General features: G+C 65.7%; 18 protein-coding genes and 1 pseudogene. 10 read left to right on the top strand and 9 right to left on the bottom strand.

The window, feature by feature from the left end; all coding sequences use genetic code 11:
* The first annotated feature begins 35 nt into the window (after positions 1–35).
* From PSTAB_RS01735 to PSTAB_RS01725, 3 genes are all read left to right on the top strand, one after another.
* The gene (locus PSTAB_RS01735; RefSeq protein ID WP_013981474.1) at positions 36–2,597 is read left to right on the top strand and encodes a hybrid sensor histidine kinase/response regulator; all 2,562 of its coding nucleotides are present in this window, start codon (positions 36–38) and stop codon (positions 2,595–2,597) included.
* Between the two features lie 112 nt (positions 2,598–2,709).
* The gene (gene fdhD, locus PSTAB_RS01730; RefSeq protein ID WP_013981473.1) at positions 2,710–3,555 is read left to right on the top strand and encodes a formate dehydrogenase accessory sulfurtransferase FdhD; all 846 of its coding nucleotides are present in this window, start codon (positions 2,710–2,712) and stop codon (positions 3,553–3,555) included.
* Positions 3,556–3,726: 171 nt separating this feature from the next.
* On the top strand, positions 3,727–4,191 hold the full coding sequence (locus PSTAB_RS01725) for a glycine zipper domain-containing protein (RefSeq protein ID WP_013981472.1): 465 nt from the start codon (positions 3,727–3,729) through the stop codon (positions 4,189–4,191).
* A 110-nt stretch (positions 4,192–4,301) separates the two neighbouring features.
* Here PSTAB_RS01725 and PSTAB_RS01720 read toward each other — a convergent pair whose 3' ends face one another.
* The 4 genes from PSTAB_RS01720 to PSTAB_RS01705 are packed head-to-tail and all read right to left on the bottom strand — an operon-like array spanning position 4,302 to position 8,991.
* Positions 4,302–4,733, bottom strand: a complete 432-nt coding sequence (locus tag PSTAB_RS01720; RefSeq protein ID WP_013981471.1) for an acyl-CoA thioesterase — start codon at positions 4,731–4,733, stop codon at positions 4,302–4,304.
* A 38-nt stretch (positions 4,734–4,771) separates the two neighbouring features.
* On the bottom strand, positions 4,772–5,935 hold the full coding sequence (locus PSTAB_RS01715; RefSeq protein ID WP_013981470.1) for an iron-containing alcohol dehydrogenase: 1,164 nt from the start codon (positions 5,933–5,935) through the stop codon (positions 4,772–4,774).
* A gap of 24 nt (positions 5,936–5,959) precedes the next feature.
* Positions 5,960–7,750: an acyl-CoA dehydrogenase C-terminal domain-containing protein gene (locus PSTAB_RS01710; protein ID WP_013981469.1), complete on the bottom strand. Its 1,791-nt coding sequence runs from the start codon at positions 7,748–7,750 to the stop codon at positions 5,960–5,962.
* 2 nt (positions 7,751–7,752) lie between these two features.
* Complete coding sequence (locus PSTAB_RS01705) at positions 7,753–8,991, bottom strand: 3-hydroxyacyl-CoA dehydrogenase (RefSeq protein WP_013981468.1); 1,239 nt, start codon at positions 8,989–8,991, stop codon at positions 7,753–7,755.
* Positions 8,992–9,091: 100 nt separating this feature from the next.
* Between PSTAB_RS01705 and PSTAB_RS01700 the strand changes: the two genes are divergently transcribed.
* The 7 genes and pseudogenes from PSTAB_RS01700 (at position 9,092) to PSTAB_RS01670 (ending at position 15,604) form a co-directional block, all read left to right on the top strand.
* Positions 9,092–9,991, top strand: coding sequence for a LysR family transcriptional regulator (locus tag PSTAB_RS01700; RefSeq protein ID WP_013981467.1), 900 nt, complete (start codon positions 9,092–9,094; stop codon positions 9,989–9,991).
* Between the two features lie 194 nt (positions 9,992–10,185).
* Complete coding sequence (locus PSTAB_RS01695) at positions 10,186–11,034, top strand: STAS domain-containing protein (RefSeq protein WP_013981466.1); 849 nt, start codon at positions 10,186–10,188, stop codon at positions 11,032–11,034.
* A complete protein-coding gene (locus PSTAB_RS01690; RefSeq protein WP_013981465.1) occupies positions 11,034–11,396 on the top strand; it encodes an STAS domain-containing protein in 363 nt (120 codons plus the stop codon). Before PSTAB_RS01695 ends, PSTAB_RS01690 begins: the two co-directional genes overlap by 1 nt.
* Positions 11,393–11,797 carry an anti-sigma regulatory factor gene (locus PSTAB_RS01685; RefSeq protein WP_013981464.1) on the top strand — a complete coding sequence of 135 codons (405 nt, stop codon included), beginning with the start codon at positions 11,393–11,395 and terminating at the stop codon, positions 11,795–11,797. Before PSTAB_RS01690 ends, PSTAB_RS01685 begins: the two co-directional genes overlap by 4 nt.
* Complete coding sequence (locus PSTAB_RS01680) at positions 11,794–12,804, top strand: ATP-binding protein (RefSeq protein ID WP_013981463.1); 1,011 nt, start codon at positions 11,794–11,796, stop codon at positions 12,802–12,804. Before PSTAB_RS01685 ends, PSTAB_RS01680 begins: the two co-directional genes overlap by 4 nt.
* Positions 12,797–13,666, top strand: a complete 870-nt coding sequence (locus PSTAB_RS01675; RefSeq protein WP_013981462.1) for a sensor histidine kinase — start codon at positions 12,797–12,799, stop codon at positions 13,664–13,666. The genes PSTAB_RS01680 and PSTAB_RS01675 overlap by 8 nt, the downstream gene beginning before the upstream one ends.
* A pseudogene (locus PSTAB_RS01670) lies at positions 13,656–15,604 on the top strand (response regulator). The gene PSTAB_RS01675 and the pseudogene PSTAB_RS01670 overlap by 11 nt, the downstream one beginning before the upstream one ends.
* Before the next feature lie 547 nt (positions 15,605–16,151).
* Here the strand turns inward: PSTAB_RS01670 and PSTAB_RS01665 are convergent.
* The 5 genes from PSTAB_RS01665 to PSTAB_RS01645 all read right to left on the bottom strand — a co-directional run bounded on the left by PSTAB_RS01665 (position 16,152) and on the right by PSTAB_RS01645 (position 20,870).
* Positions 16,152–17,363, bottom strand: coding sequence for an aldose 1-epimerase family protein (locus tag PSTAB_RS01665; protein WP_013981461.1), 1,212 nt, complete (start codon positions 17,361–17,363; stop codon positions 16,152–16,154).
* 125 nt (positions 17,364–17,488) lie between these two features.
* On the bottom strand, positions 17,489–18,049 hold the full coding sequence (locus tag PSTAB_RS01660; protein WP_041771622.1) for a histidine phosphatase family protein: 561 nt from the start codon (positions 18,047–18,049) through the stop codon (positions 17,489–17,491).
* A 111-nt stretch (positions 18,050–18,160) separates the two neighbouring features.
* On the bottom strand, positions 18,161–18,583 hold the full coding sequence (locus PSTAB_RS01655; protein ID WP_013981459.1) for an HPF/RaiA family ribosome-associated protein: 423 nt from the start codon (positions 18,581–18,583) through the stop codon (positions 18,161–18,163).
* A gap of 60 nt (positions 18,584–18,643) precedes the next feature.
* The gene (locus tag PSTAB_RS01650) at positions 18,644–19,942 is read right to left on the bottom strand and encodes an NTP/NDP exchange transporter (protein ID WP_013981458.1); all 1,299 of its coding nucleotides are present in this window, start codon (positions 19,940–19,942) and stop codon (positions 18,644–18,646) included.
* A gap of 10 nt (positions 19,943–19,952) precedes the next feature.
* Positions 19,953–20,870 carry an aldo/keto reductase gene (locus PSTAB_RS01645; protein ID WP_013981457.1) on the bottom strand — a complete coding sequence of 306 codons (918 nt, stop codon included), beginning with the start codon at positions 20,868–20,870 and terminating at the stop codon, positions 19,953–19,955.
* Positions 20,871–21,180: the final 310 nt, after the last annotated feature.

The following is a 21,180-nucleotide window of genomic DNA, read 5'->3' as shown; positions in this document are numbered from 1 at the left end:
CGGTTCAAAGCCACGGATGATCGATAGGAAGTGACATGGCAGCAGTAGGCGCCGAGTTCTGGCCCCACAGTCAAAGCGAGATGAGCGAGCGCATTCGCCGGCATGCCTGGAGCGAAAGCGTGCTCGGCCCGCTCGATAGCTGGCCGCAGACGCTGCGGTTGCTGCTCGACACCATCCTCGAAGCGCCGCTGCCCATGTGCATCCTCTGGGGCGACCAGGCGCTGCAGTTGTACAACGACGCCCATGCCCGGCTTATCGGCGACCGCCACCCGGCCGAACTGGGCATGCCGGCCTGCCGGCGCTGGGGCGCGACCTGGGAGCTGCTCGCCCCGGCATGCGACAGAGCCCGTCGCGGCGAGCCGCGAACGCTGCGCAACCAGCAGCTGGCGGTCGAGCGCGACGGCCAGCGGGTCGAGGCCTGGTTCGACCTGGCACTGAGCCCGATCCGCAACGAGCCGCACGGCATTGGCGGATTGCTGCTGTGCCTGAGCGAAACCAGCGAACGCGTGCGCACCGAAACCCGGCTGTCGCAAACCGCCCTGCACTACAAGCTCAGTGCCGAAGTACACCGGATCAGCGAGCACCGCCTGCAGCTGGCGCTGGAGGCCAGTGACCTGGTCGGGATCTGGGATTGGGACATCCGTAGCGGTGGCATTCCGGACCATGCCGAGCTGCTGCGCATTGCGCCGGTCGAGCGCTCGGGACCGACCGGGCTGCGTCATCAGGCATTCTTCGAGCACGTTCATCCGGACGACATACCGCGCCTGCAGGCCGCGCTGTCGCGATGCATCGACGGCCGCGAAGAACTCGAGGTGCGCTATCGCCTGCGCAGCCCCGACGGCACCGTGCGCTGGGCCCTCGCGCGCGGTCGTCGGCATTGCGACGAGCACGGCCAACCGCAGCGCTTTCCCGGCGCCGTAATGGACATCACCCGGCAACAGGCCAGCGAGGACGCACTGCGCCAGAGCGAAGCCGAGCTGAAGATGATTACCGACGCCCTCCCGGTGCTGATCGGCTATATCGACGAGGACGAGCGCTTCCGCTTCAACAATCGCTATTACACCGAGTGGTTCGGCCACCCACTGAGCTGGCTGCGCGGCAGAGCTGTGCGTGACGTGCTCGGTGAGAAAGCCTATGCCGAGCGACGTGACTGCATCCGTGCCGCACTGGCCGGCCAGCACGTGACCTTCGAGGCTTCCAGTCCGCATCGCGACGGGCAGCCGCGACGAATGCTGGTGCACTATCTGCCGCGTCGAGACAGCCAGGACAAGGTGCTAGGTTTTTTCGTCATGGCGCTGGATGTCACCGAAAGATGGCGCGCCGAGCAGGCCCTGCGCGAACTGAACGAGACTCTGGAAAGCCGCATTCAAGAGCGCACCCAGGCGCTGGCCGAAGTCTATGAGCGGTTGCTCAAGGAAATGGCCAGCCGCGAACAGGCTCAGGAAGCGCTGCGTCAGGCGCAGAAGATGGAAGCGGTCGGCCAGCTGACCGGCGGCATCGCCCACGACTTCAATAACATGCTGACCGGGATCATCGGCGGCCTCGACCTGATCCAGCGCTATATCCAGTCCGGCCGCCATGATGAAACCCAGCGTTTCATCGACGCCGCGGTGACCTCGGCCAACCGCGCCGCGGCACTGACCCATCGTCTGCTGGCCTTCGCGCGTCGGCAGCCGCTGAATCTCAAGTGCGTCGAACTCAACCAGCTGATCGAGTCGATGCACGACCTGCTCAGCCGCACGCTGGGCCGCCATATCCAGATCCGCAACCAGCTGCAAGCCGGTCTGTGGCCGGTCTCGAGTGACGAGAATCAGCTGGAGAGCGCGCTGCTCAACCTGGTCATCAATGCCCGCGACGCGATGCCCGACGGCGGCTCCCTGCTGCTCGAGACGCGCAACGTCGAGCTTCGACAGCAGAGCGAGGTAGGTGAACTGGCGCCGGGACGCTACGTCATCCTGAGCCTGACCGACAGCGGCTGCGGCATGAGCGCCAAGGTCCTGGCCAGCGTCTTCGAGCCTTTCTTCACCACCAAGCCGATCGGCCAGGGCACCGGGCTGGGCCTGTCCATGGTCTACGGCTTCACCCGCCAGGCAGGCGGGCACGTTCAGATCGCCAGCGAACCGGGCAAGGGAACCCAGGTGAGCCTCTATCTGCCGGTCTTCGACAGCCAGCCCGAGGCGATACCACTGACCAGCGAGGTGCATGGCCCGCTGCGCGCCCGGCAGGGCGAGACGGTGCTGGTGGTCGAAGACGATCCCGCCGTGCGTCTGCTGGTTCTCGACGTGTTGCAGATGCTCGGCTACCAGGCCCTGGAAGCGGCGGATGGCAACGCCGCGGTGCGCATCCTGGAAAACACGCCCGACATCGACCTGCTGGTGACCGATGTCGGCCTGCCGGGAATGAACGGGCGCCAACTGGCGGATATCGCACGGCAGCAACGCGCCGGCCTGCCGGTCCTGTTCATGACCGGTTATGCCAGGCAGGCGGCCAGTTCGGACTTCCTCGAACCAGGAATGGACATGATCAGCAAGCCCTTCAACCTGGACGCGCTGGCCAAGCGCGTGCGCGACATGCTGGCGAAGGCCGACCAACGGTGAATCGTCTTCGGCCGGGCGGGGTCATAACCCTACCGGCTGCCGGCAACCTGATCGGCGCTCGCAGCGCAGTTGCCCGACCCCGGCCCTGAAACCGACCCTTACGAGCCTGCCGATGAACGCGCCTTCCCGTCTGCCCGCCGGTATCGCAACGGCCACGCCAACGCCCAGCGGTGCCAGCCAGCGCTATCACTATCAGCCGATCGACGAGGCCGAACGGTGCGTCGTCGACCTCGCCGAGGAATGCGCGCTGGCGATCGCCTATAACGGGCTCAATCAGGCCGTGATGATGATTTCTCCGGCAGACCTCGAGGATTTCGTCGTCGGCTTCAGCCTGGCGAACGGCTTCGTCGAGTCGCCGAACGACATCTACGACATTCACCTGCACGGCCAGGGCAGCGCCCGGCGGGCGGAAGTCGAGATATCCAGCCGCAGCTTCTGGCAACTCAAGCGGCAGCGCCGCCAGCTCCCCGGCAACAGCAGTTGCGGCCTGTGTGGCGTCGAAGCGCTGGAACAGGCCCTGCCGCAGCTGCCGATCATGCCTCTAGCGGCGCTGCCGCCGGCACACTGGCTGCACGACCTGCGCGAGCGCATCTCCGCTTATCAGCCGCTGGGACGCGACTGCGGCGCGGTACATGCTGCTCTGTTCATGGACAACCAGGGGACGATACGTCTGGGGCGTGAAGATATCGGTCGTCACAACGCGCTGGACAAGCTGATCGGCGCCATGGCGCGCGACGGATTGGAGGCTGCCGGCGGCCTGGCTATCGTCACCAGTCGCTGCAGCCTGGAGCTGGTGCACAAGGTTCAGCGCGCAGGCATCCCGACCCTGGTCAGCCTGTCCTCCCCCACCGGTCTCGCGACACGCTGGGCGCAGCGACACAACCTGAACCTGATTCATCTGCCGCATCGCAGCCGGCCGCGCGTCTACAGCCCGGCGGCAAGCGCCGCCCGCGACTGAGTTGCGGACGCCGCACAAGCGGCTTAAGACCTCCGCCCGCAAAGCAAGTTCCGACCGAAAATCAAAGAGTTAGCAAACAGGAACTGCTTCACGCATTTCATCGGAAAGCCCTTGCCGGAAGCGAAGCGGCACGTGAGGATCGCGGCGCAATTCCACATACGGGATCACACCATGAAGTACGCCTCGATTTTCCTGTTGTCCACCAGCCTGCTCAGCGCCGCCGCCTTTGCCGGCAGCAACACCGAAGCCGCCGTTGGCGGTGCCCTCGGTGGCGCGCTCGGTTCCGTGGTGGGTGAGCATCTGGGTGGCTCGACTGGCGCGACCATTGGCGCCGGCGTCGGCGGTGCGGCAGGTGGCATGGTCGGCGCCGACAAGCGCAGCCGCACCGAAGCGGCCATCGGCGGTGGCCTTGGTGCGGCCGGCGGCAACGTCATCGGCCAGCAGGTCGGCGGCAGCACCGGCGGTCTGATCGGTGCAGCCGTCGGCGGCGGTGCCGGCGGCGCGATCGGCAACGCCTACGGCGACGATGACGACGACCGTTATCGGGGCGACCGCCGCTACCGGGACGATCGCCGCTACTACGGCCATCCAGGCAAAGCCAAAGGCCATTACAAGCACAAACACAAGCACCACTGAGTGCCGCAGACAGCGCCGTTGCCGTCTCGTAGCAACCACCGCATCGCCCGGATCGGCCCAGCCGCTCCGGGCGATCTCGTTTACGGCTTCAGCTTTCCGCGCCGAGCGGATTAGCTCAAGGCCTCCAGCGCGGCGCGCAGGCGCCCGGGAATGGCAGTGGGACGATTGCTTGCGCGTTCGACGAAAACATGCACGAAGCGGCCCGCCGCGCAGGCCTCCTGCTCGCCCTCGCGGAAGATCGCCAGCTCGTACTGCACCGACGAGTTGCCCAACCTGGCCACCCGCAGACCCACCTCGATCAGGTCCGGATAGGCGATCGAGGCGAAGTAGTCGCAAGCCGAACTGACCACGAAGCCGACGATGTCGCCATCCTGGATATCCAGCCCGCCCTGCTGGATCAGATAGTTGTTCACCGCCGTGTCGAAAAACCCGTAATAGACGACGTTGTTCACATGACCGTAGATGTCATTGTCGTGCCAGCGCGTGGTGATGGGCTGAAAGTGCTTGTAGTCGCGGCGCAGGTGTTTGGGTTGCTCGGGCATGGTCGTTCTCGCGGTACGCAATGAAGAGGAAGACTGGCTCAGTAGGCAGCCTGATAGATCGCCAGCGCATCGGCCTCGCTGACCTCGCGCGGATTGTTGACCAGCAGCCGCTGCTGCAGCATCGCCTCCTTGGCCAGCTGCGGCAGCATCTCTTCCGGCACGCCGGCGTCGCGCAGGCGGGTCGGCAGGCCGACGCGGGCACTCATCTGCTCGAACTCCTCGATCAGCTGCTCGGCGTAGGTGGAGGGATCATCCGTGCGCAGGCGCTCGCCGAGAATGATCGGTGCCAGTTCGCCGTAGTGCGTGGCCGCCGCGCTGACGTTGAAACGCAGCACCTGCGGCAGTACCAGGGCGTTGGACAGGCCGTGGGGAATGTGAAAATTGCCTCCCAGCGGATAGGCCAGCGCGTGCACGGCAGCGACCGGCGCATTGGCGAACGCCTGTCCGGCCAGGCAGGCGCCCAGCAGCATGGCCTGGCGTGCCTCGCGGTTGCTGCCGTTGTGCACCGCCTCGTCCAGATTGGCCGCCAAGAGGCGCAGCGCCTCGCGGGCCAGCAGATCAGACATGGGGTTCTTCTTCAGCGCGCTGGTGTAAGCCTCGATGGCATGCACCATGGCGTCGATGCCGGTGGCCGCGGTCACCGCCGGTGGCAGGCCGAGGGTGAGATCGGCGTCGAGCAACGCCAGGTCCGGCAGCAACAGGGGCGAGACCACGCCCATCTTGGTCGTCTCACCGGTGGTGATGATGGCGATCTGCGTGAATTCCGAGCCGGTGCCGGCGGTGGTCGGCACCTGGATCAGCGGCAGGCGCTGGCCCTTGGCGTTGCCGACACCATAGATATCCTGCAGCGACTGCGCGCAATCAGGATGTGCCAGCAGCGCAACCAGCTTGGCCACGTCCATGGAGCTGCCGCCGCCGAAGCCGATGATCAGATCGACCCGGGACGCCTTGGCCTGCGCCACCGCCGCCAGGACGATGTGCTCGGGCGGGTCGGCAACGACCTGATCGTAAACCGCGACCTGCAGCCCTTCCGTCTCGAAGCCCGGCAGGACTTCGTCGAGCAGGCCGAAACGGGTGATGCCCGGGTCGGTCACCACCAGCACCGAGCGCGCCCCACGCTCCTTGCAGAGGCTGGCCAGCCGGCGCGACGAGCCAGGCTCGCAGATCAATTGAGCGGTTGTGGCAAAGCTGAACGGATGCATCGGTGCCTCCTGTGATCGATTAGCTCAAAACGCGAAGTCGCTTTCCGGCAGCGCCATCAGACAATCCGCGCCACCCTGAATGGCTTCCCGATGCGCACTCGCCCGCGGTAACACACGGCGCAGATAGAAATCCGCACTGGCCAGCTTGGCCTGATAGAAAGCCTCCTCACCGGCGCCCTGCTCCAACGCATCCTGTGCACGCGCCGCGGCCTGCAGCCAGAGACCGGCCAACAACACATAGGCCGAGTACTGCAGGAAATCCACCGACACCGCGCCGATCTCCTGGGGATCGCGACCGGTGGCAGCGATGATCTCGGCCGTCAGCTCGCGCCACTCACCGAGACGCATCTGCACCTTGCTGGCCAGAGCGTGCAGCGCCGGGCGATCGATCTGCCGGTCGCAAATCTCGCTGAATTCCGCCTGCAGCGCCGACAGTTCCGCGCCGCCGTCACCGAGCAGCTTGCGGCGGATGTAATCCAGCGCCTGGATGCCGTTGGTGCCCTCGTAGAGCTGGGTGATGCGGCTGTCGCGCATCAGCTGTTCCATGCCCCATTCGCGGATATAGCCGTGGCCGCCGTAGACCTGCACGCCGAGGCTCGCCACCTCCTGACCCATGTCGGTGAAGAACGCCTTGACGATGGGGATCAGCAGCGCTGCACGCTTGCTCGCCGCCTTGCGGTAGCTCGGCTCCGGATGGCCGTGTTCGAGGTCCAGCTGGCGGGCGCAGTAGGCCGCCAGCATGCGGCTGCCTTCGACCAGCGTCTTTTGCGTCAGCAGCATGCGGCGCACGTCGGGGTGCACGATGATCGGGTCGGCTGGCTTGTCCGGATGCTGCGCGCCGGCCAACCCACGAGACTGCAAGCGCTCACGGGCATAGGCCAGCGAGCCCTGATAAGCCTGTTCGGCAATGCCAAGTCCCTGCAAGCCGACCTGGAAGCGCGCGTCGTTCATCATGGTGAACATGCACGCCAGGCCCTGGTTGGGCTCGCCGACGATCCAGCCGGTGGCGCCATCGAAGTTCATCACGCAGGTCGCCGCGCCCTTGATGCCCATCTTGTGCTCGATGGCGCCGCAGCTCAGCGCGTTTCGCTCGCCCGGCGTGCCGTCGGCATTGGCGATGAACTTGGGCACCAAGAGCAGGCTGATGCCTTTCACCCCAGCCGGCGCATCCGGCAGGCGCGCCAGCACCAGATGCACGATGTTCTCGCTCATGTCGTGCTCGCCGCCGGAGATGAAGATCTTGCTGCCGCTGACCTTGTAGCTGCCGTCCGCCTGCGGCTCGGCGCGGGTGCGCAGCAGCGCGAGGTCGGTGCCGGCCTGCGGCTCGGTGAGGAACATGGTGCCGCTCCAGCGGCCGCTGACCAGCTTCTCAAGATAGGCATTCTTCAGTTCATCGCTGCCGTGCTTGTACAGCGCCAGCACCGCGCCCTCGGTCAGGCCGGAATAGATGCGAAAGGACAGCGACGCGCCCATCAGCATCTCGTGGAAGTTGCAGGCCACCAGCTGCGGGAAGCCCTGACCGCCGTATTCGGTCGGCCCGGTCATGCTCGCCCAGCCGTTGTCGACGTACTGCTTGTAGGCCTCGACGAAGCCCTGCGGCGTGCGCACTTCGCCGTTTTCCAGGGTCACGCCTTCTTCGTCGCTGTTGCGATTGAGCGGCGCGATCTCGCCGCCGGTGTAGCGCGCAGCTTCTTCCAGCACGCCGTCGATCAGCTCGCGGTCCAGGCCGTTGCCGAGCAATTCGCAATGGCCGGTGGCATCGAACAGCTCGTGCAGTACGAAGCGCATGTCACGCAGGGGCGCCTTGTATTCCATGCTCATGCCTCCTTCTTGTAGTCGGCGAAGCGGCCGCCGAGCGTGGCCAGACTGTCGATCAGTCCGGCCGGCTGCCAGTGCTCGCCGTGGCGCTCGGCCAATGCGTTGAGGCGCTCACGAATGGCCGGCAGACCCTGACGGTCGGCCCAGGTCATCGGCCCGCCGACTTCGGCGGGGAAGCCGTAACCGTAGAGGTAGACGGTGTCGATATCGGCGCTGGACTCGGCCATGCCCTCCTCGAGAATCTTGGCGCCCTCATTGACCAGCGCCAGCAGGCAGCGCTCGAGAATCTCCTCCGGACCGATCTCGCGGCGCTGATAGCCGAGGCGCTCGGACTCGCGCTGCACCAGGGCGTCCACTTCCGGGTCGTGCTCGGCCTGGCGGCTGCCCTCGGCGTAGCGGTAGTAGCCCATGCGCGACTTCTGGCCGAAGCGGCCCAGCTCGCAGAGACGGTTATCCACCTGCACCTCGGGCTCGTCCTGGCCCTTGCCGGCCAGCTCGCGGGCGCGCCATTCGAGGTCGATGCCGACCACGTCATACATGCGGAACGGGCCCATGGCGAAGCCGAAGCCCTGCAGCGCGGCGTCCACCTGATGGGGATAGGCGCCTTCGAGCAGCATCATCCGCGCCTCGCGCACGTAGGTGGCGAGCATGCGGTTGCCGATGAAGCCCGGGCAGTTGCCGGCGATCACGCTGACCTTGCCCATGCGCTTGCCGAGAGCCGTGGCAGCCTCGAGCACTGCTGGCGCAGTCTTCGCCCCGCGGACGATTTCCAGCAGCTTCATGATGTGCGCCGGGCTGAAGAAGTGCAGGCCGACCACCTGCTCCGGGCGCTTGGTGACAGCGGCGATGGCATCGATATCCAGCGCCGAGGTGTTGCTGGCGAGGATGCCGGCCGGCTGCACGATGTCGTCCAGCTCGCGGAAGATCTTCTGCTTGAGTTCGAGATTCTCGTAGACCGCCTCGATCACCAGATCCACGTCGGCCAGCGCCGGGTAATCCGCCGCCTTGGCGATGCGGGCCCGGCGCGCCGCCGCTTCGGCCTCGTCGATCCGCCCCTGACGCACATTGTGTGCGTAGGTGTCGGCCACCACGCCCAGCGCCTGCTCGAGCATCTCTGGATTGTTGTCCAGCCACAGCACCTGCACACCGGCATTGGCCAGGCTCATGACGATGCCGCGGCCCATGGTGCCGGCACCAATCACGGCGGCGGTCTGGATATCGAAGCGGGGTTGGCTCATGTGAACGGTCCTCGTCGCAGGCGGAAAAAGTGGAGACCAACCATAGACGATGACGCTACTATTTTTGAAATTTAGTCTTGTGATGTTTCGGATTCATCAAGTGAATATCTACAACTTCGACCTCAACCTGCTCCGCGTGCTCGACGCCCTGCTGCGTGAGCGCAACGTCTCGCGTGCCGCCGAGCGCCTGTCACTCAGCCAGCCGGCGGTGAGCAACGCGCTGGGTCGCCTGCGCGAACTGCTCGACGACCCGCTGCTGGTGCGCGTCGGCCGGGCCATGCAACCGACGCCGCGAGCCCTGGCGCTGGAGGCGCCAATCCGTCTTGCGCTGCAGCAGATCGAACACAGCCTGATCGCCGGCGAGGCCTTCGATCCGGCGCGCAGCCAGCAGCGTTTCCGCATCGCGGTGACCGACTATGTCGAGCTGGTCTGCATGCCGGCGCTGATGCGGCGCCTGGCCGAGCGGGCGCCGGGCATTCGGCTGGCGATCCAGCACCTGACACCCAGCTTGCCCACCGAGGCGCTGGACAATGGCGAAGTCGACTTGGTGCTGGGACGCTTCCTCGACGTGCCATCGCGCTTCCATGTGCGCCACTGGGCCAGCGAAACGCTGCAGGTGGCGGTGCGCCGCGGCCATCCGCTGGTGACGGACGGCCTCGACCTGCCAGCCTTCCTGCGCCTGCGCCATCTCTGGGTGCATGGCGGCCAGACCCGCGGCATGGTCGATCAGTGGCTGGAGGGTCAAGGCCAAGCCCGCGAGGTCGTCTACACCACACCGAACTACCTGCAGGCCGCGCACATCGTCGCCAGCAGCGACCTTGCTGCGGTGCTGCCGACGCAGCTGGCGCGCCATTTCGCCGACCTGCTGCCGCTGCGACTGTTCGACCTGCCGTTCGAGCTCGGCCCCTTCGAGCTGGACATCGTCAGCGTGGCGCAACGGCAGAATGACGCGGCGCTGCAATGGCTGATCGAACAGATCGACGGCGTAGCGCCTGCCTAACGGCGCTTAAGCGGAACGACCTGCCTGCCGCCAATATCTATTTGCTACCATCCGGCCCACTTCCATCGGTAACGCTCGGAAAAGTTTTCACGTTCCGCTGCGATTCGCGGAACATCGACGCAAGGCCGAAATCTATCCCTGATACTTCGCCATGGTGACATGGACGACCCAGACAACTCCGGAGCTATTACCCTATGGCGGCCCTGCTACAACGCACCATCGACACCATTGCACGCAACCAGACCGAGCTGCTCGGCAGCTGGAAAAGCGACCTGCAGGAGATGGGCGGATTCCATAACGTAAAACCCGAAGAACTGACCCAGCAGACCGCCGAATTCATCCGCCTGCTGATCAGCGGCACCGCCGACGGCTCGGCCGACATCGCCGGCCCGGCCTGGGACGCCATGCGTTCCTACCTGGAGCGCCTGTCGCGCAGCCGCGCCCTGCTGGGTTTCGACTCGCAGCAGACCGCCGGCTTCATCTTCGCCGCCAAGCGCCCGCTGATGTCCCTGCTGCAGAGCGAATACGCCAACGAACCCGCAGTATTCGCCGAGCAGCTGTGGGCCGTGTCCGAGCTGCTCGACCATCTGGGCCTGCACACCGTACGCACCTTCCAGCAGTCGCGTGAAGACGTGATCAAGCGCCAGCAGGAAGAGCTGCTGGAGCTTTCGACCCCGGTGGTCAAGCTGTGGGATGGCGTTCTCGCCCTGCCGATGATCGGCACCCTCGACTCGCAGCGCACCCAGGTGGTGATGGAATCGCTGCTGCAACGCATCGTCGACACCGGCTCGGAAATCGCCATCATCGACATCACCGGCGTGCCCACCGTCGACACCCTCGTTGCCCAGCACCTGCTCAAGACCGTCACTGCCATTCGCCTGATGGGCGCCGACTGCATCATCAGTGGCGTGCGTCCGCAGATCGCGCAGACCATCGTCCACCTCGGGCTCGACCTGCAGGGCATCGTCACCAAGGCCAGCCTGGCCGATGCCCTCGCGCTCGCCCTGCGCCGTTCCGGCCTCACCGTCACCAGGACCGCCTGATGGATCGAATTCCTATTCTGCGGATGGGCGAGTTCCTGCTCGTCACCATCCAGGTCGACATGCACGACCAACTGGCGCTGACCCTGCAGGACGATTTGGCCGAGCGCATCAGCGAAACCTCGGCGCGCGCCGTGCTGATGGACATCTCCGCACTGGACATGGTCGATTCCTTCATTGGCCGGATGATCGCCAACATTTCCGGCCTCGCGCGAATCATGGATGCCGAAACGGTGGTGGTGGGCATGCAGCCCGCCGTGGCGATCACCCTGGTGGAGCTGGGCCTCGAGCTGCCCGGCGTCAGCACCGCCCTGAACGTCGAGCGCGGCATGCAGCTGCTGCGCGAACGTGTGGCCGCGCGATGATCGTGCGCAGCAGCGGCAGCCAGCCGGTGCGCGTCGAGCAGGATGTCGTCTTGGCGCGGCAGACCGTACGTAAACTGACCCAGGACTGCGCGATGCGCCTGATCGATCAGACCAAGCTGGTCACCGCCGTCAGCGAGCTGGCGCGCAACACCGTGGTGTACGGAGGCGGTGGCGACATGGATTGGCAGATCGTCGAGGAAGGCACGCGCGTCGGCGTGCGGCTGACCTTCCGTGACGAAGGCCCGGGCATTCCCGACATCAAGCTGGCCATGACCGATGGCTGGACCTCCGGCGGCGGCCTCGGCCTTGGGCTGACGGGCGCCAAGCGCCTGGTCGACGACTTCGAACTGGAGAGCACCGTCGGCGTCGGCACGCGCATCACCATCACGCGGTGGACATGAACATACCGGGCAGCATGACCCAGGTCCTGCCACTGGAAGATTCCAGCCAGGTGGGCCATGCGCGCCGCGTCACGCAGCGCCTGGCCGAGCAGCATGGTTTCGACGCCACCGATGCCGGTCGCGTCGCGCTGCTGACCACCGAACTGTGCACCAATGTTCTCAAGCACGCCGGCATCGGCGAGCTGCACCTGCGGATCATCCCGGGGCAAGACAAGCCCGGCGTGGAAATCATCGCCGTGGACCGTGGCCCCGGCTTCCAGCTCGATCAGTGCCTGACCGATGGCTACTCCACCGGCGGCACCACGGGCATCGGTCTGGGCGCGCTGGCGCGGCTGGCACAGGTCTTCGATGCCTACTCGGACCGCCGAGGTTCGGTGGTGCTGGCACAGCTGTTTCCCCGCGGCTCACGGCCCTGTGCCTGGCGCTTCGGGGTCAGCCAGCACCCCCATCCCGGAGAAACGGCCTGTGGCGACGTCTGGCAACTGGCGCTCGATGGCTCACGCTGCAGTGTGCTGGTCATCGACGGGCTCGGCCACGGCGAAAGCGCCCAGCAGGCCGCACGTGCCGGCGCCGAGGCCTTCGGCGAAGCACCGTTCGACGCCGCCACCAGCGTATTCGCGCGCATGCATCAGGCGATGAACGGCAGCCGTGGCGGCGCTGCGGCCATAGCCCAGTACGATGGCGAACGGCGGACCCTGGCCTTCGCTGGCATCGGCAACATCGGCGCCAGCCTGATCGGCAGCGAGGGCTCGCGCGGCCTGGCTTCGCACCCTGGCATCGTCGGCGTGCGTTTTCGCAAGGCCCATGTGTTCGACTACCCGCAGGGCGAGGCGCAGCTTCTGTTGCTCTTCAGCGATGGTTTGCAGTCGCGCTGGAGCCTGCGCGACTATCCTGGTCTGATCCAGCGCCATCCGGCCATCATCGCCACGCTGCTGCATCGGGACTTCTGCCGCGGCCGCGACGACGTCACCGTGCTTGCGCTCAACCTGGAGGCCCCCCGTGGCTGACCCCATCGCTACAACCGGCGAAGCCGAGCTGCTGGAGCAGCTGCGCCGTGAGAACGAATCACTGCGCGCCGAGCTCGAGGAAACCAACCAGGGGGTACTGGCCCTCTATGCGGAACTCGACACCCAGGCCGAGCAACTACGCCAGGCATCGGAACTGAAAAGCCGTTTCCTCTCGTACATGAGCCACGAGTTCCGCACGCCACTGGGTTCGATACTCAGCATCACCCGTCTGCTCAGCGACGAACTGGATGGCCCCCTGAGCCCGGAGCAGCACAAGCAGGTGCGCTTCGTCAGCTCGGCCGCCAGCGAGCTGAGCGAGATGGTCGACGATCTGCTCGATCTGGCGAAGATCGAGGCCGGCCGCGTGAGCATCTCGCCGGCCTGGTTCGACATGCTCGACCTGTTCTCGGCATTGCGCGGCATGTTCCGGCCCATCGTCGAGGGCTCGCCCGTGGACCTCATCTTCGAGGAGCCGGTAGGCCTGCCGCGCTTCTACACCGACGACAAGAAGCTTGCGCAGATCTTGCGTAACTTCATCTCCAATGCGCTGAAATTCACACCGCAGGGCGAGGTGCGCGTCTCGGCACGGATGGAGAATCCCCAGCAGGTGCGCTTCGCGGTCACCGACACCGGCATCGGCATCGCACCGCAGCTGCATGATCGCCTGTTCGAGGACTTCGCCCAGGTCGATTCCCCGCTGCAGAAGCGCCTGCGTGGCACCGGCCTTGGCCTCGCGCTATGCAAACGCTTCGCCGAATTGCTCGGCGGTCGGGTCGGTGTGGAAAGCGCGCCGGGCAAGGGCTCCGAGTTCTATGTAATCATCCCGTTTGCGATCCAGGCGGAGGAGCCCGATGGAGCGTGACAGCCGTCTGCTGATCGTCGACGACAACGCCACTACCCGCTACGCGATGCGCCGGGTGCTGGAGCGCCATGGCTACCAGGTACTGGAGGCGGGTACCGGCAGCGATGGGCTGGCGCTGGTGGCCGGCGCCATGCCTGACGCCCTGATTCTCGATGTCAACCTGCCGGACATGAGCGGCTTCGACATCGCGCGCCAGCTTCGCACCGACCCGAATACCGCGCTGCTGCCACTGATCCATGTGTCCGCAGCCTCCATCGAGACCGGCGACATCATCACCGGCCTCGATGCCGGCGGCGATGCCTACCTGATTCACCCGGTCGACCCGGATGTGCTGCTGGCGACCCTGCGCACGCTGCTGCGGGTGCGTGACACCGAGCGCGCCCTGCGCGAAAGCGAGGCGCGCTTTCGCGAGATATTCATTCACGTTGCGGCACCCATCGCGGTGCTCGATGCCCAGCTGCAGCTGCATGAATGCAACCATGCCTTCGAGCGCCTGGTCGGCGCCGAGGACCGTTCAGCTCCGCTGGCCGACTGCGTCCTCCCCGGGCAGGACGCCGTGCTGGACGAGCTGCGCACCCAGCTTCAGGCCGGCAACCGCTGGCGCACCTCCCTGGCGATGCGCGTCAACGGCGAAACGCGGGAGACCGAATGGCAGATCTCGCCCTATCGCACTCAGGGGCTGGGCCTGGTGTTCGTCGAGGACGTCACCGAGCAGCGTCACCGTGAGCGCGCCCAGCGGCAGGAAATCGCCACCACCACCAGCCAGCTGGCCCATGAGGTGGCCGAGCGCGCGCGTACCGAAGAGCAGCTGCTGCAGGCGCAGAAGATGGATGCCCTGGGCAAGCTGACCGGGGGCATCGCCCATGACTTCAACAACCTGCTCACCGGCATCATCACCGGCATCGAGCTGATGAAGCAGCGCATCATCGAAGGCCGCGCCGACAGCGTGCTGCGCTTCGCCGACGCCGCACTGAGTTCGGCGCGCAGTGCCGCATCGCTGACCAACCGCCTGCTGGCCTTTGCTCGCAAGCAGCCGCTGGACGCCCGCGCGCTGGACATCAACGAGCGCATCCGCTCGCTGGAGGATTTGTTGCGGCGCACCATCGGCGAGCGCATCACCCTGAGCGTCGACTTCACCGAGGGGCCGGCCGTGGCACGGGTGGATGTCAGCCAGTTCGAAAGCGCGCTGCTCAACCTGGTGATCAATGCCCGCGACGCCCTGCCCGAAGGGGCCACATCGGCATCCGGACCTTTTCCACCGATGCCAGCCAGCACCCTGAACTGGCCGCCGGCCGTTACATCGGTCTGTGCGTCAGCGACGATGGCACGGGCATCGATCCCACCGTCCTCGACAAGGTGTTCGACCCCTTCTTCACCACCAAGCCTCAGGGCCGCGGCACCGGCCTGGGACTGTCGAGCCTCTACGGTTTCGCCCTGCAGTCGGGCGGCGACGCGCACATTCGCAGCACCCTGGGCGTCGGTACCGACGTGACCCTGCTGCTGCCGGCCGCCGCCGGCGAAACGAGCCTGGCACCCAGCGCGGCGCCCGAAGATTCGGCGCGTCTGGCCGGCCATGAGCACGTGCTGGTGGTGGAAGACATGCCCAGCGTGCGCATGCTGATCGCCGAGACCCTCATCGAGGCGGGGTATCGCTGCAGCCAGGCCGGCGATGTGGAAACCGCCCAGGCACTGCTGGAGGCCGACCCGTCCATCGATCTGCTGCTGACCGACGTCGGCCTGCCACGCCTGTCCGGTCGACAGCTGGCCGAATGGGTCCGGCGCTCGCGACCGGCGCTGCCCGTGGTGCTGATGACCGGTTACGCCGAAAAGGCCTCCAGCCGGGAGGGATTCGTCGACGAGCGCATGGAGCTGGTACTCAAGCCGTTCGAGGGTGCCGACCTGCTCGGCAAGATCCGCGCATTGCTGGACAACGGCTGAGGCAGCAGCGCGCCACTTGCCGTCGAATGCGTGGCGGCCGCTTTTCCTGCAGGCAACAAAAAACCCGCCGAAGCGGGTTTTTGTGACCATTCCGAATCCTTCGGCGCGCCTCCTGGCAGTGGTCGATCATCCATGATCCCGAGCGCGTCCTGCGCTGCAGAGATGGGCATAGAATACGCAGCCGCCTAAGACGTTAGAACAGCCAAAAACTTCGATCCGTGTAAGCCTTTTGCCATAGATGGAACCGGCACAGCATTTCGTTGTCTTGCATCGCCCGCGTGTTCCGCTGAAAAAGCAAAAACCCGCCGAGGCGGGTTTTTTCTGACCGGTCCGAATTCCCTTCGAATGCCTTCCTGGCTTAGGTCGATCATCCTGATCCTGAGCGCGTCCTGCGCATCAGAGTGGGTGTAGATTAATTACCCGGCAGAGCGGGCAGAAGTGGAAAACGGCGCGGGTATTTGTAAGCCATTTGCCATAGCGACGAACGGTTATATCTGCACGCAGACAACGAAGCGGCCTGAACCCTGCCGGAGCCGACCATGGCCGCCTAGTCCTTGCTTAGGTCGACCAGCGGCTGCTCGCGCACCTCGGTTTCCCGTCCTGCCTGCAATGCCTCGATTCGCTGGCGCACGCGTTCCACCGCAGCACTGTCGGCCAGCAGCTCGTAGCTCACCCGGAAATGTTTCTGCTCGCCCGGCTCGATCTTCGGTACCAGGCCGAGGGCACGCTGATAGCGGCGGTTGTAGGAATAGCTGGTGCCCGGCTCCAATCCGGTGACGTAACCCTGCTGTTCGGTATCGGTGTTCTTCCACAGCGAGAAAACCGGCAGCTCGCCGGTATTGAAGCCCACGCTGACCCCCAGGCTGCCGGCACGGTTGTGCAGCATGGTGAGGGTTTCGCCTTGCTCGTCGGCATACGGCACCAGGTTGAATACCGTCTCGTCGTAGTCCCTGGTGGGCCCGCGGTAGCGCTGCCAGTCGTTCAGTTCCTTCACCGCGCGCGGGTTGAACGGCGATACCTGCTTGACCGGCGCAACGAAGCGCGCCCCTTCCTCCAGCAGCGGTGTGCCGAAGTTGGTGTGGTACAGCGCCTGATATTCCTTGGCATAGTCGCCCTGGTTGGTCAGGGTGTCGTGCAGCGAGAAGCCGGCGCGCCCCGGCTCGGTGCTGAGTTCAGTGTGAATGGCGAAGTCGAGCTTCTTGAAAGCCTTTTCCTGCAACTCGCCGCGCAGGCGGATGGCGTACGGCGGCTTTTCGTCAATGGTCAGCACAACGCGCGAAGCCGGAATGTTGGCTGCACGGCCATGCAGCGTAAGCAGCTCACCGTTGTCCTCGCCCGGATGCCCGACCCATTCGAAGCCACAGCGGGTCACCAGCTCGTTGAAGCCCTCGAGCCATCCCAGACCGCCGCGCCCGTTGAGTTCGATGAAGGCCGGATTGACCACCTCCTGCACCGGCGAATCCCAACCCAGCCGGACGTCACCGGCAACCGCTTCGAGCACGTTCATGCCACGCGTGGGGACGACTGTCATGCGCATGGTGCCATTGTCGATCTCGATCAGGCTTACCCCTTCCTGCCGCCCGCCGTGCAGCGTGCGCATGCTGACCGAAAACGGCTTTGCCGAATCGATGCCCAGTTCCTCGCTGGTGACGCGCCAGTTCTTCGCGGGCTTGTCGTGGTCGATCAGAACCTGTTCCCAGGCCATGGCTGGAGTCGCCAGGCAGATGCTCAGGCCGAGCAGGCGTTGCAAACGTGTCATGAGTGTTCCCTTTGTTGTTATGCCTCCCGCACACGTTAGATGAAACGTTTCATCTGGCAAGCCAAAGCGGCTCTCGCCGCCTAGCGGCTGTGAAGGGGCCATCGACCTGCTGATGTTTTTCTGAGCTATGCCCGGGTGTAACGGCTCGGCTGCCAGTAGCCCGAAAGCAGCGGAAACATGGGGCCCTTCCAGCCCCGTCGGCGCAGCTCGCGAGCGATCAGCGCGTTCATGATCTTGTGGCCCATCAGCAGCACGCTGCTATGTTCCTCAGCGAGTGCGATCAGCCGATCCGCCGCCGCACGGGCTCGTTCGGTTGATTCGCCGACAGGCTCGGTGTGGCTGGAGAAGCCGAGAAACCAGGCGCCACGGAATACCAGTCGCCAGAACCGCGAGGGAAGCAATGGCAGGCCCCAGTCCGGATAGGGCAGATGGGCCTCGGCAAACAGCGGGTCGGGCTCCTGGCAACAATCGCAGGCCAGCTGGGAGCGCGATTCGACGCAGCGCTGCAACGAACTGCACACCACGATGCCCACCGACCCGGCCAGCTCCACCAGGCTATCCGGACGCTCGCCCGTGGCCACCGCCGCGGCGTTGTAGCGCGCAACCCAGGCTTTCATCCCGATCGGCGTGCTCCAGCGTGCCGCGCCATGGTCGGGTCTGCCGTGCCGCACGAGGATGATCTGCATGTCGGTAAACCGGGACGGATCGAGTGATATCGCCTGCTGCATCATCGCGATGCGAGACGCGGGAAGATTTGAGCAGTGCGAGTCGCCCCGGCCGCAGCCGGGGCGGCGTGCTCACTTGTCGAGCTCGCTCTGCTTCTCCAGGAACTCCTCTTCCAGCATCGCGTCCTTGACGGATTGCGGCGGCTCGTCCAGCAGCGGATCGTTCAGTTCGCCGCTGGATTGCACGCGAGTGTCCAACTTGCCCATCAGGCTCTCCAACGCGTGCTGCATCTTGTCGGCCGCGCCATCGACCGCCAGCTGCAGCGATTCGGCCTTGTGCGTGACCGACACCGCCTGATGCCCCTTCGGCCGCGCCTCGATCTGGCAGCGCTTGTCGTCGGCACCCGCCTTCTGCGCATTCTCGTCGCTGATATGCACTTCCACACGGGTGAGAAAATCGTCGAAGCGCTCGAGCCGATCCTCTACCGTCGTGCCGACCCACTCATGCAATTCGACACTGCCGGGAATGTGGTTGCTGTTGACCTGAACATGCATACGAGTACTCCTGATAGATGACGTACCTACTAGAGTTCGAGGCGTACGCGGGGTCGAGGTTCAGCGGCTTCGTCCGGGAGCAGACTGTACCGCCGCTTTACGATCGGCCTGGCCGCCGATAAACCAGCCCACCACGCCCCGGATCGCGGCGCAGACGGCGCCCACCACGGCCACCAGCCAGGCGCCGTGGCCGAGGCTGTCGAGCAGGCTCTTGGCCCAGCCGCTCAGCGCATCGCCGCCGCGATAGACCACGGTGTCGATGAAGTTCTTCGCCTTGTACTTGCTCTGCGCATCCAGCGGCGCGAAAAGCATCTCACGCCCCGGGCGGACGAAGGCGTACTCGCCGATCCGGCGCACGATCATCACCGCCGCCAGCACGGCGAAGGTCGGCGCCAGCGCCAACCCGACGAAGCCCAAACAGACCAGCGCCGGCACGGCGGCAAGCAGCACGCGCACGCCCAGACGCTGGGCAATGCGCCCGGTGATGAACAACTGCGACAGCAGCGCCCCGGCCTGCACCACGAAATCGATGGCGCCGAACACCCGCACCTGCTCGACACGGTCGGGAAACAGCTCGGCAACCAGGCGCGCCTGCTCGAAATAGAGGAAGGTGCTGGCCGTGGTCAGCAACAGCACGAACACCGCGACGCCGAGCAGATAGCGCGATCTCAGCACCCGCGTCAGGCCGCTGAACGGGTTGCCGGCCACCGGCCGCTTCGGGCTTTCCGCGTGCTCGGCACCGGGCCGACCGGCGCCGTTTACCTCGCGCCAGGACATCAGGAAGTGCTTGAGCGCCACCGCGGCTAGCAGGAGCAGCGCCGCCAGCAGCATCAGCCCGAACTGCCCGAGCACGCCGACCAACAGCGCGCTTGCCGCGGGGCCGACGAGGCCGCCCACGCTGGCCCCGGCAGCGATGAAGGCGAACAGCCGGCGTGCCTGCGGCGCATCGAACACATCAGCCATCAGGCTCCAGGCCACCGAGACCACGAACAGGTTGTAGACCGAGATCCACACGTAGAACACCCGCGCCAGCCAGACGCTGTCACTCAACGCGAAGAACAGCGCGGCAAACAGCAGCAGGTTGACGCAGAAGAAGCCGTACACCCAATCGATGTAATGGATGCGCGCCACCCGCGAGTTGAGCCAGGCGAACAGCGGCACCGCCACCAGCATGGCGACGAAGGTCGCGGTGAACAGCCACTGCAGATTCTCCACGCCGCCCTGGATGCCCATGGACTCGCGGATCGGGCGCAGCATGAAGTAGCCGGCGAACAGGCAGAAGAACAGGCCGAAGCCGGCCAGCGCCGCGCGCAGTTCGCCGGGGCGGGCGTTGATCAGCGCGGCGGAGGCGACGGGCATGCGGCCCGGCTCAGCGGAAGGCGTCGACGATCATCTGCCGCTGCCGCGCGTCGGGCAGACGGCCCTGGCCGGCGAGCAGGTTGTCGGCCATGTAGCGCGGATTGGAGGTGGCCGGAATGACCGCCGTCACCGCCGGCTCGGCGAGGATGAACTTGAGCAGCAGCTGCGCCCAGGAGCTGGCGTCGATCTCGGCGGCCCAGTCCGGCAACGGCTTGTCCCGGACCTTCGACAGCAGGTTGCCGCGGGTAAAGGGTCGGTTGATCAGGGTGGCGATGCCGTTGTCGGCACAGTAGGGCAGCAGCTGCTTCTCGGCGTTGCGCTCGCTGACCGAATAGTTGAACTGCACGAAGTCGACCTGCTCCTGTTTCAGCGTGTCCAGCAGGCGATCGTGGGCCGACTCCACATAGTGCGTCACGCCGATGTAACGCACCCGCCCCTCCTGCTTGAGCTCGCGCAGCAGGCCGAGCTGGGTGCGGGTGTCCTGCAGGTTGTGCACCTGGATCAGGTCGATGGTGTCGGTCTGCAGTGCCCCGAAACTCGCCTCGATCTGCGCCAGGCCGCGCTCGCGTCCGGTCAAGGACACCTTGCTGGCGAGAAAGACCTTGTCGCGCTGGCCCAGGCGCTTGACCAGTTCGCCGACGACGCGCTCGGCATTGCCGTAGCTCGGCGCGGTGTCGATCAGCGAGGCACCGCCTTCCACCATCACCCGCAGCACCTCCAGCAGGCGGTCCATCTGTGGGTCATCGAGGCTCACGTTATGCGTAATGGAGGTACCGAGACCGATCACGGGCAGCGTTTCACCGGTGGCAGGAATGGCTCGCCGCAGCACGCCCTGCGCGGCGAAGCTCAGCGCAGGCAGCAGCGGGCCGAGGGCAGCGAGCGTGGCGATCAGGGCAGAACGTTGCAGCAGCTGACGGCGCGTGAACATGAGCAAATCCTCCAAATTTGGCAAGCTGACCTGCATGACCCGGCCCATGAGTATGGTCGAGCCATGCAGGCTCGCGAGCCAGCCGGCGTACCGGAGCTTTTCTCGATGTTTCAGTCACGCTGGGTAGCTACACCCAACCCAGACACTCGCGACGAGTAGTGGCAATGCGCCTCCATTTAGGTTCTACTGCGCCGCTCGATGTCCGCAGCAGAACAGCGGGCACAATAGACGAGGCCGCCATGTCCTTTTCGCTTCGCCAGCCACGCGAACAGAACACCGTAACAAGCTCGCAGTCACCTCTTCGCGCAAA

Origin of the sequence: Stutzerimonas stutzeri (genome assembly GCF_000219605.1) — a bacterium.
Lineage (GTDB): Bacteria > Pseudomonadota > Gammaproteobacteria > Pseudomonadales > Pseudomonadaceae > Stutzerimonas > Stutzerimonas stutzeri.
Note: the sequence above shows the minus strand (reverse complement) of the source record. Positions and strands in the feature narration are given on the sequence as shown.

Bases quoted from the DNA above. Each gene is read 5' to 3' on its own strand.
- PSTAB_RS01715 (WP_013981470.1), bottom strand. From the start codon at position 5,935: ATGCATCCGTTCAGCTTTGCCACAACCGCTCAATTGATCTGCGAGCCT.
- PSTAB_RS01690 (WP_013981465.1), top strand. From the start codon at position 11,034: ATGGATCGAATTCCTATTCTGCGGATGGGCGAGTTCCTGCTCGTCACC.
- PSTAB_RS01710 (WP_013981469.1), bottom strand. From the start codon at position 7,750: ATGGAATACAAGGCGCCCCTGCGTGACATGCGCTTCGTACTGCACGAG.
- PSTAB_RS01645 (WP_013981457.1), bottom strand. From the start codon at position 20,870: ATGTTCACGCGCCGTCAGCTGCTGCAACGTTCTGCCCTGATCGCCACG.
- PSTAB_RS01720 (WP_013981471.1), bottom strand. From the start codon at position 4,733: ATGCCCGAGCAACCCAAACACCTGCGCCGCGACTACAAGCACTTTCAG.
- PSTAB_RS01735 (WP_013981474.1), top strand. From the start codon at position 36: ATGGCAGCAGTAGGCGCCGAGTTCTGGCCCCACAGTCAAAGCGAGATG.
- PSTAB_RS01695 (WP_013981466.1), top strand. From the start codon at position 10,186: ATGGCGGCCCTGCTACAACGCACCATCGACACCATTGCACGCAACCAG.
- PSTAB_RS01650 (WP_013981458.1), bottom strand. From the start codon at position 19,942: ATGCCCGTCGCCTCCGCCGCGCTGATCAACGCCCGCCCCGGCGAACTG.
- PSTAB_RS01680 (WP_013981463.1), top strand. From the start codon at position 11,794: ATGAACATACCGGGCAGCATGACCCAGGTCCTGCCACTGGAAGATTCC.
- PSTAB_RS01660 (WP_041771622.1), bottom strand. From the start codon at position 18,049: ATGCAGATCATCCTCGTGCGGCACGGCAGACCCGACCATGGCGCGGCA.
- PSTAB_RS01665 (WP_013981461.1), bottom strand. From the start codon at position 17,363: ATGACACGTTTGCAACGCCTGCTCGGCCTGAGCATCTGCCTGGCGACT.
- PSTAB_RS01725 (WP_013981472.1), top strand. From the start codon at position 3,727: ATGAAGTACGCCTCGATTTTCCTGTTGTCCACCAGCCTGCTCAGCGCC.
- fdhD (WP_013981473.1), top strand. From the start codon at position 2,710: ATGAACGCGCCTTCCCGTCTGCCCGCCGGTATCGCAACGGCCACGCCA.
- PSTAB_RS01685 (WP_013981464.1), top strand. From the start codon at position 11,393: ATGATCGTGCGCAGCAGCGGCAGCCAGCCGGTGCGCGTCGAGCAGGAT.
- PSTAB_RS01705 (WP_013981468.1), bottom strand. From the start codon at position 8,991: ATGAGCCAACCCCGCTTCGATATCCAGACCGCCGCCGTGATTGGTGCC.
- PSTAB_RS01655 (WP_013981459.1), bottom strand. From the start codon at position 18,583: ATGCATGTTCAGGTCAACAGCAACCACATTCCCGGCAGTGTCGAATTG.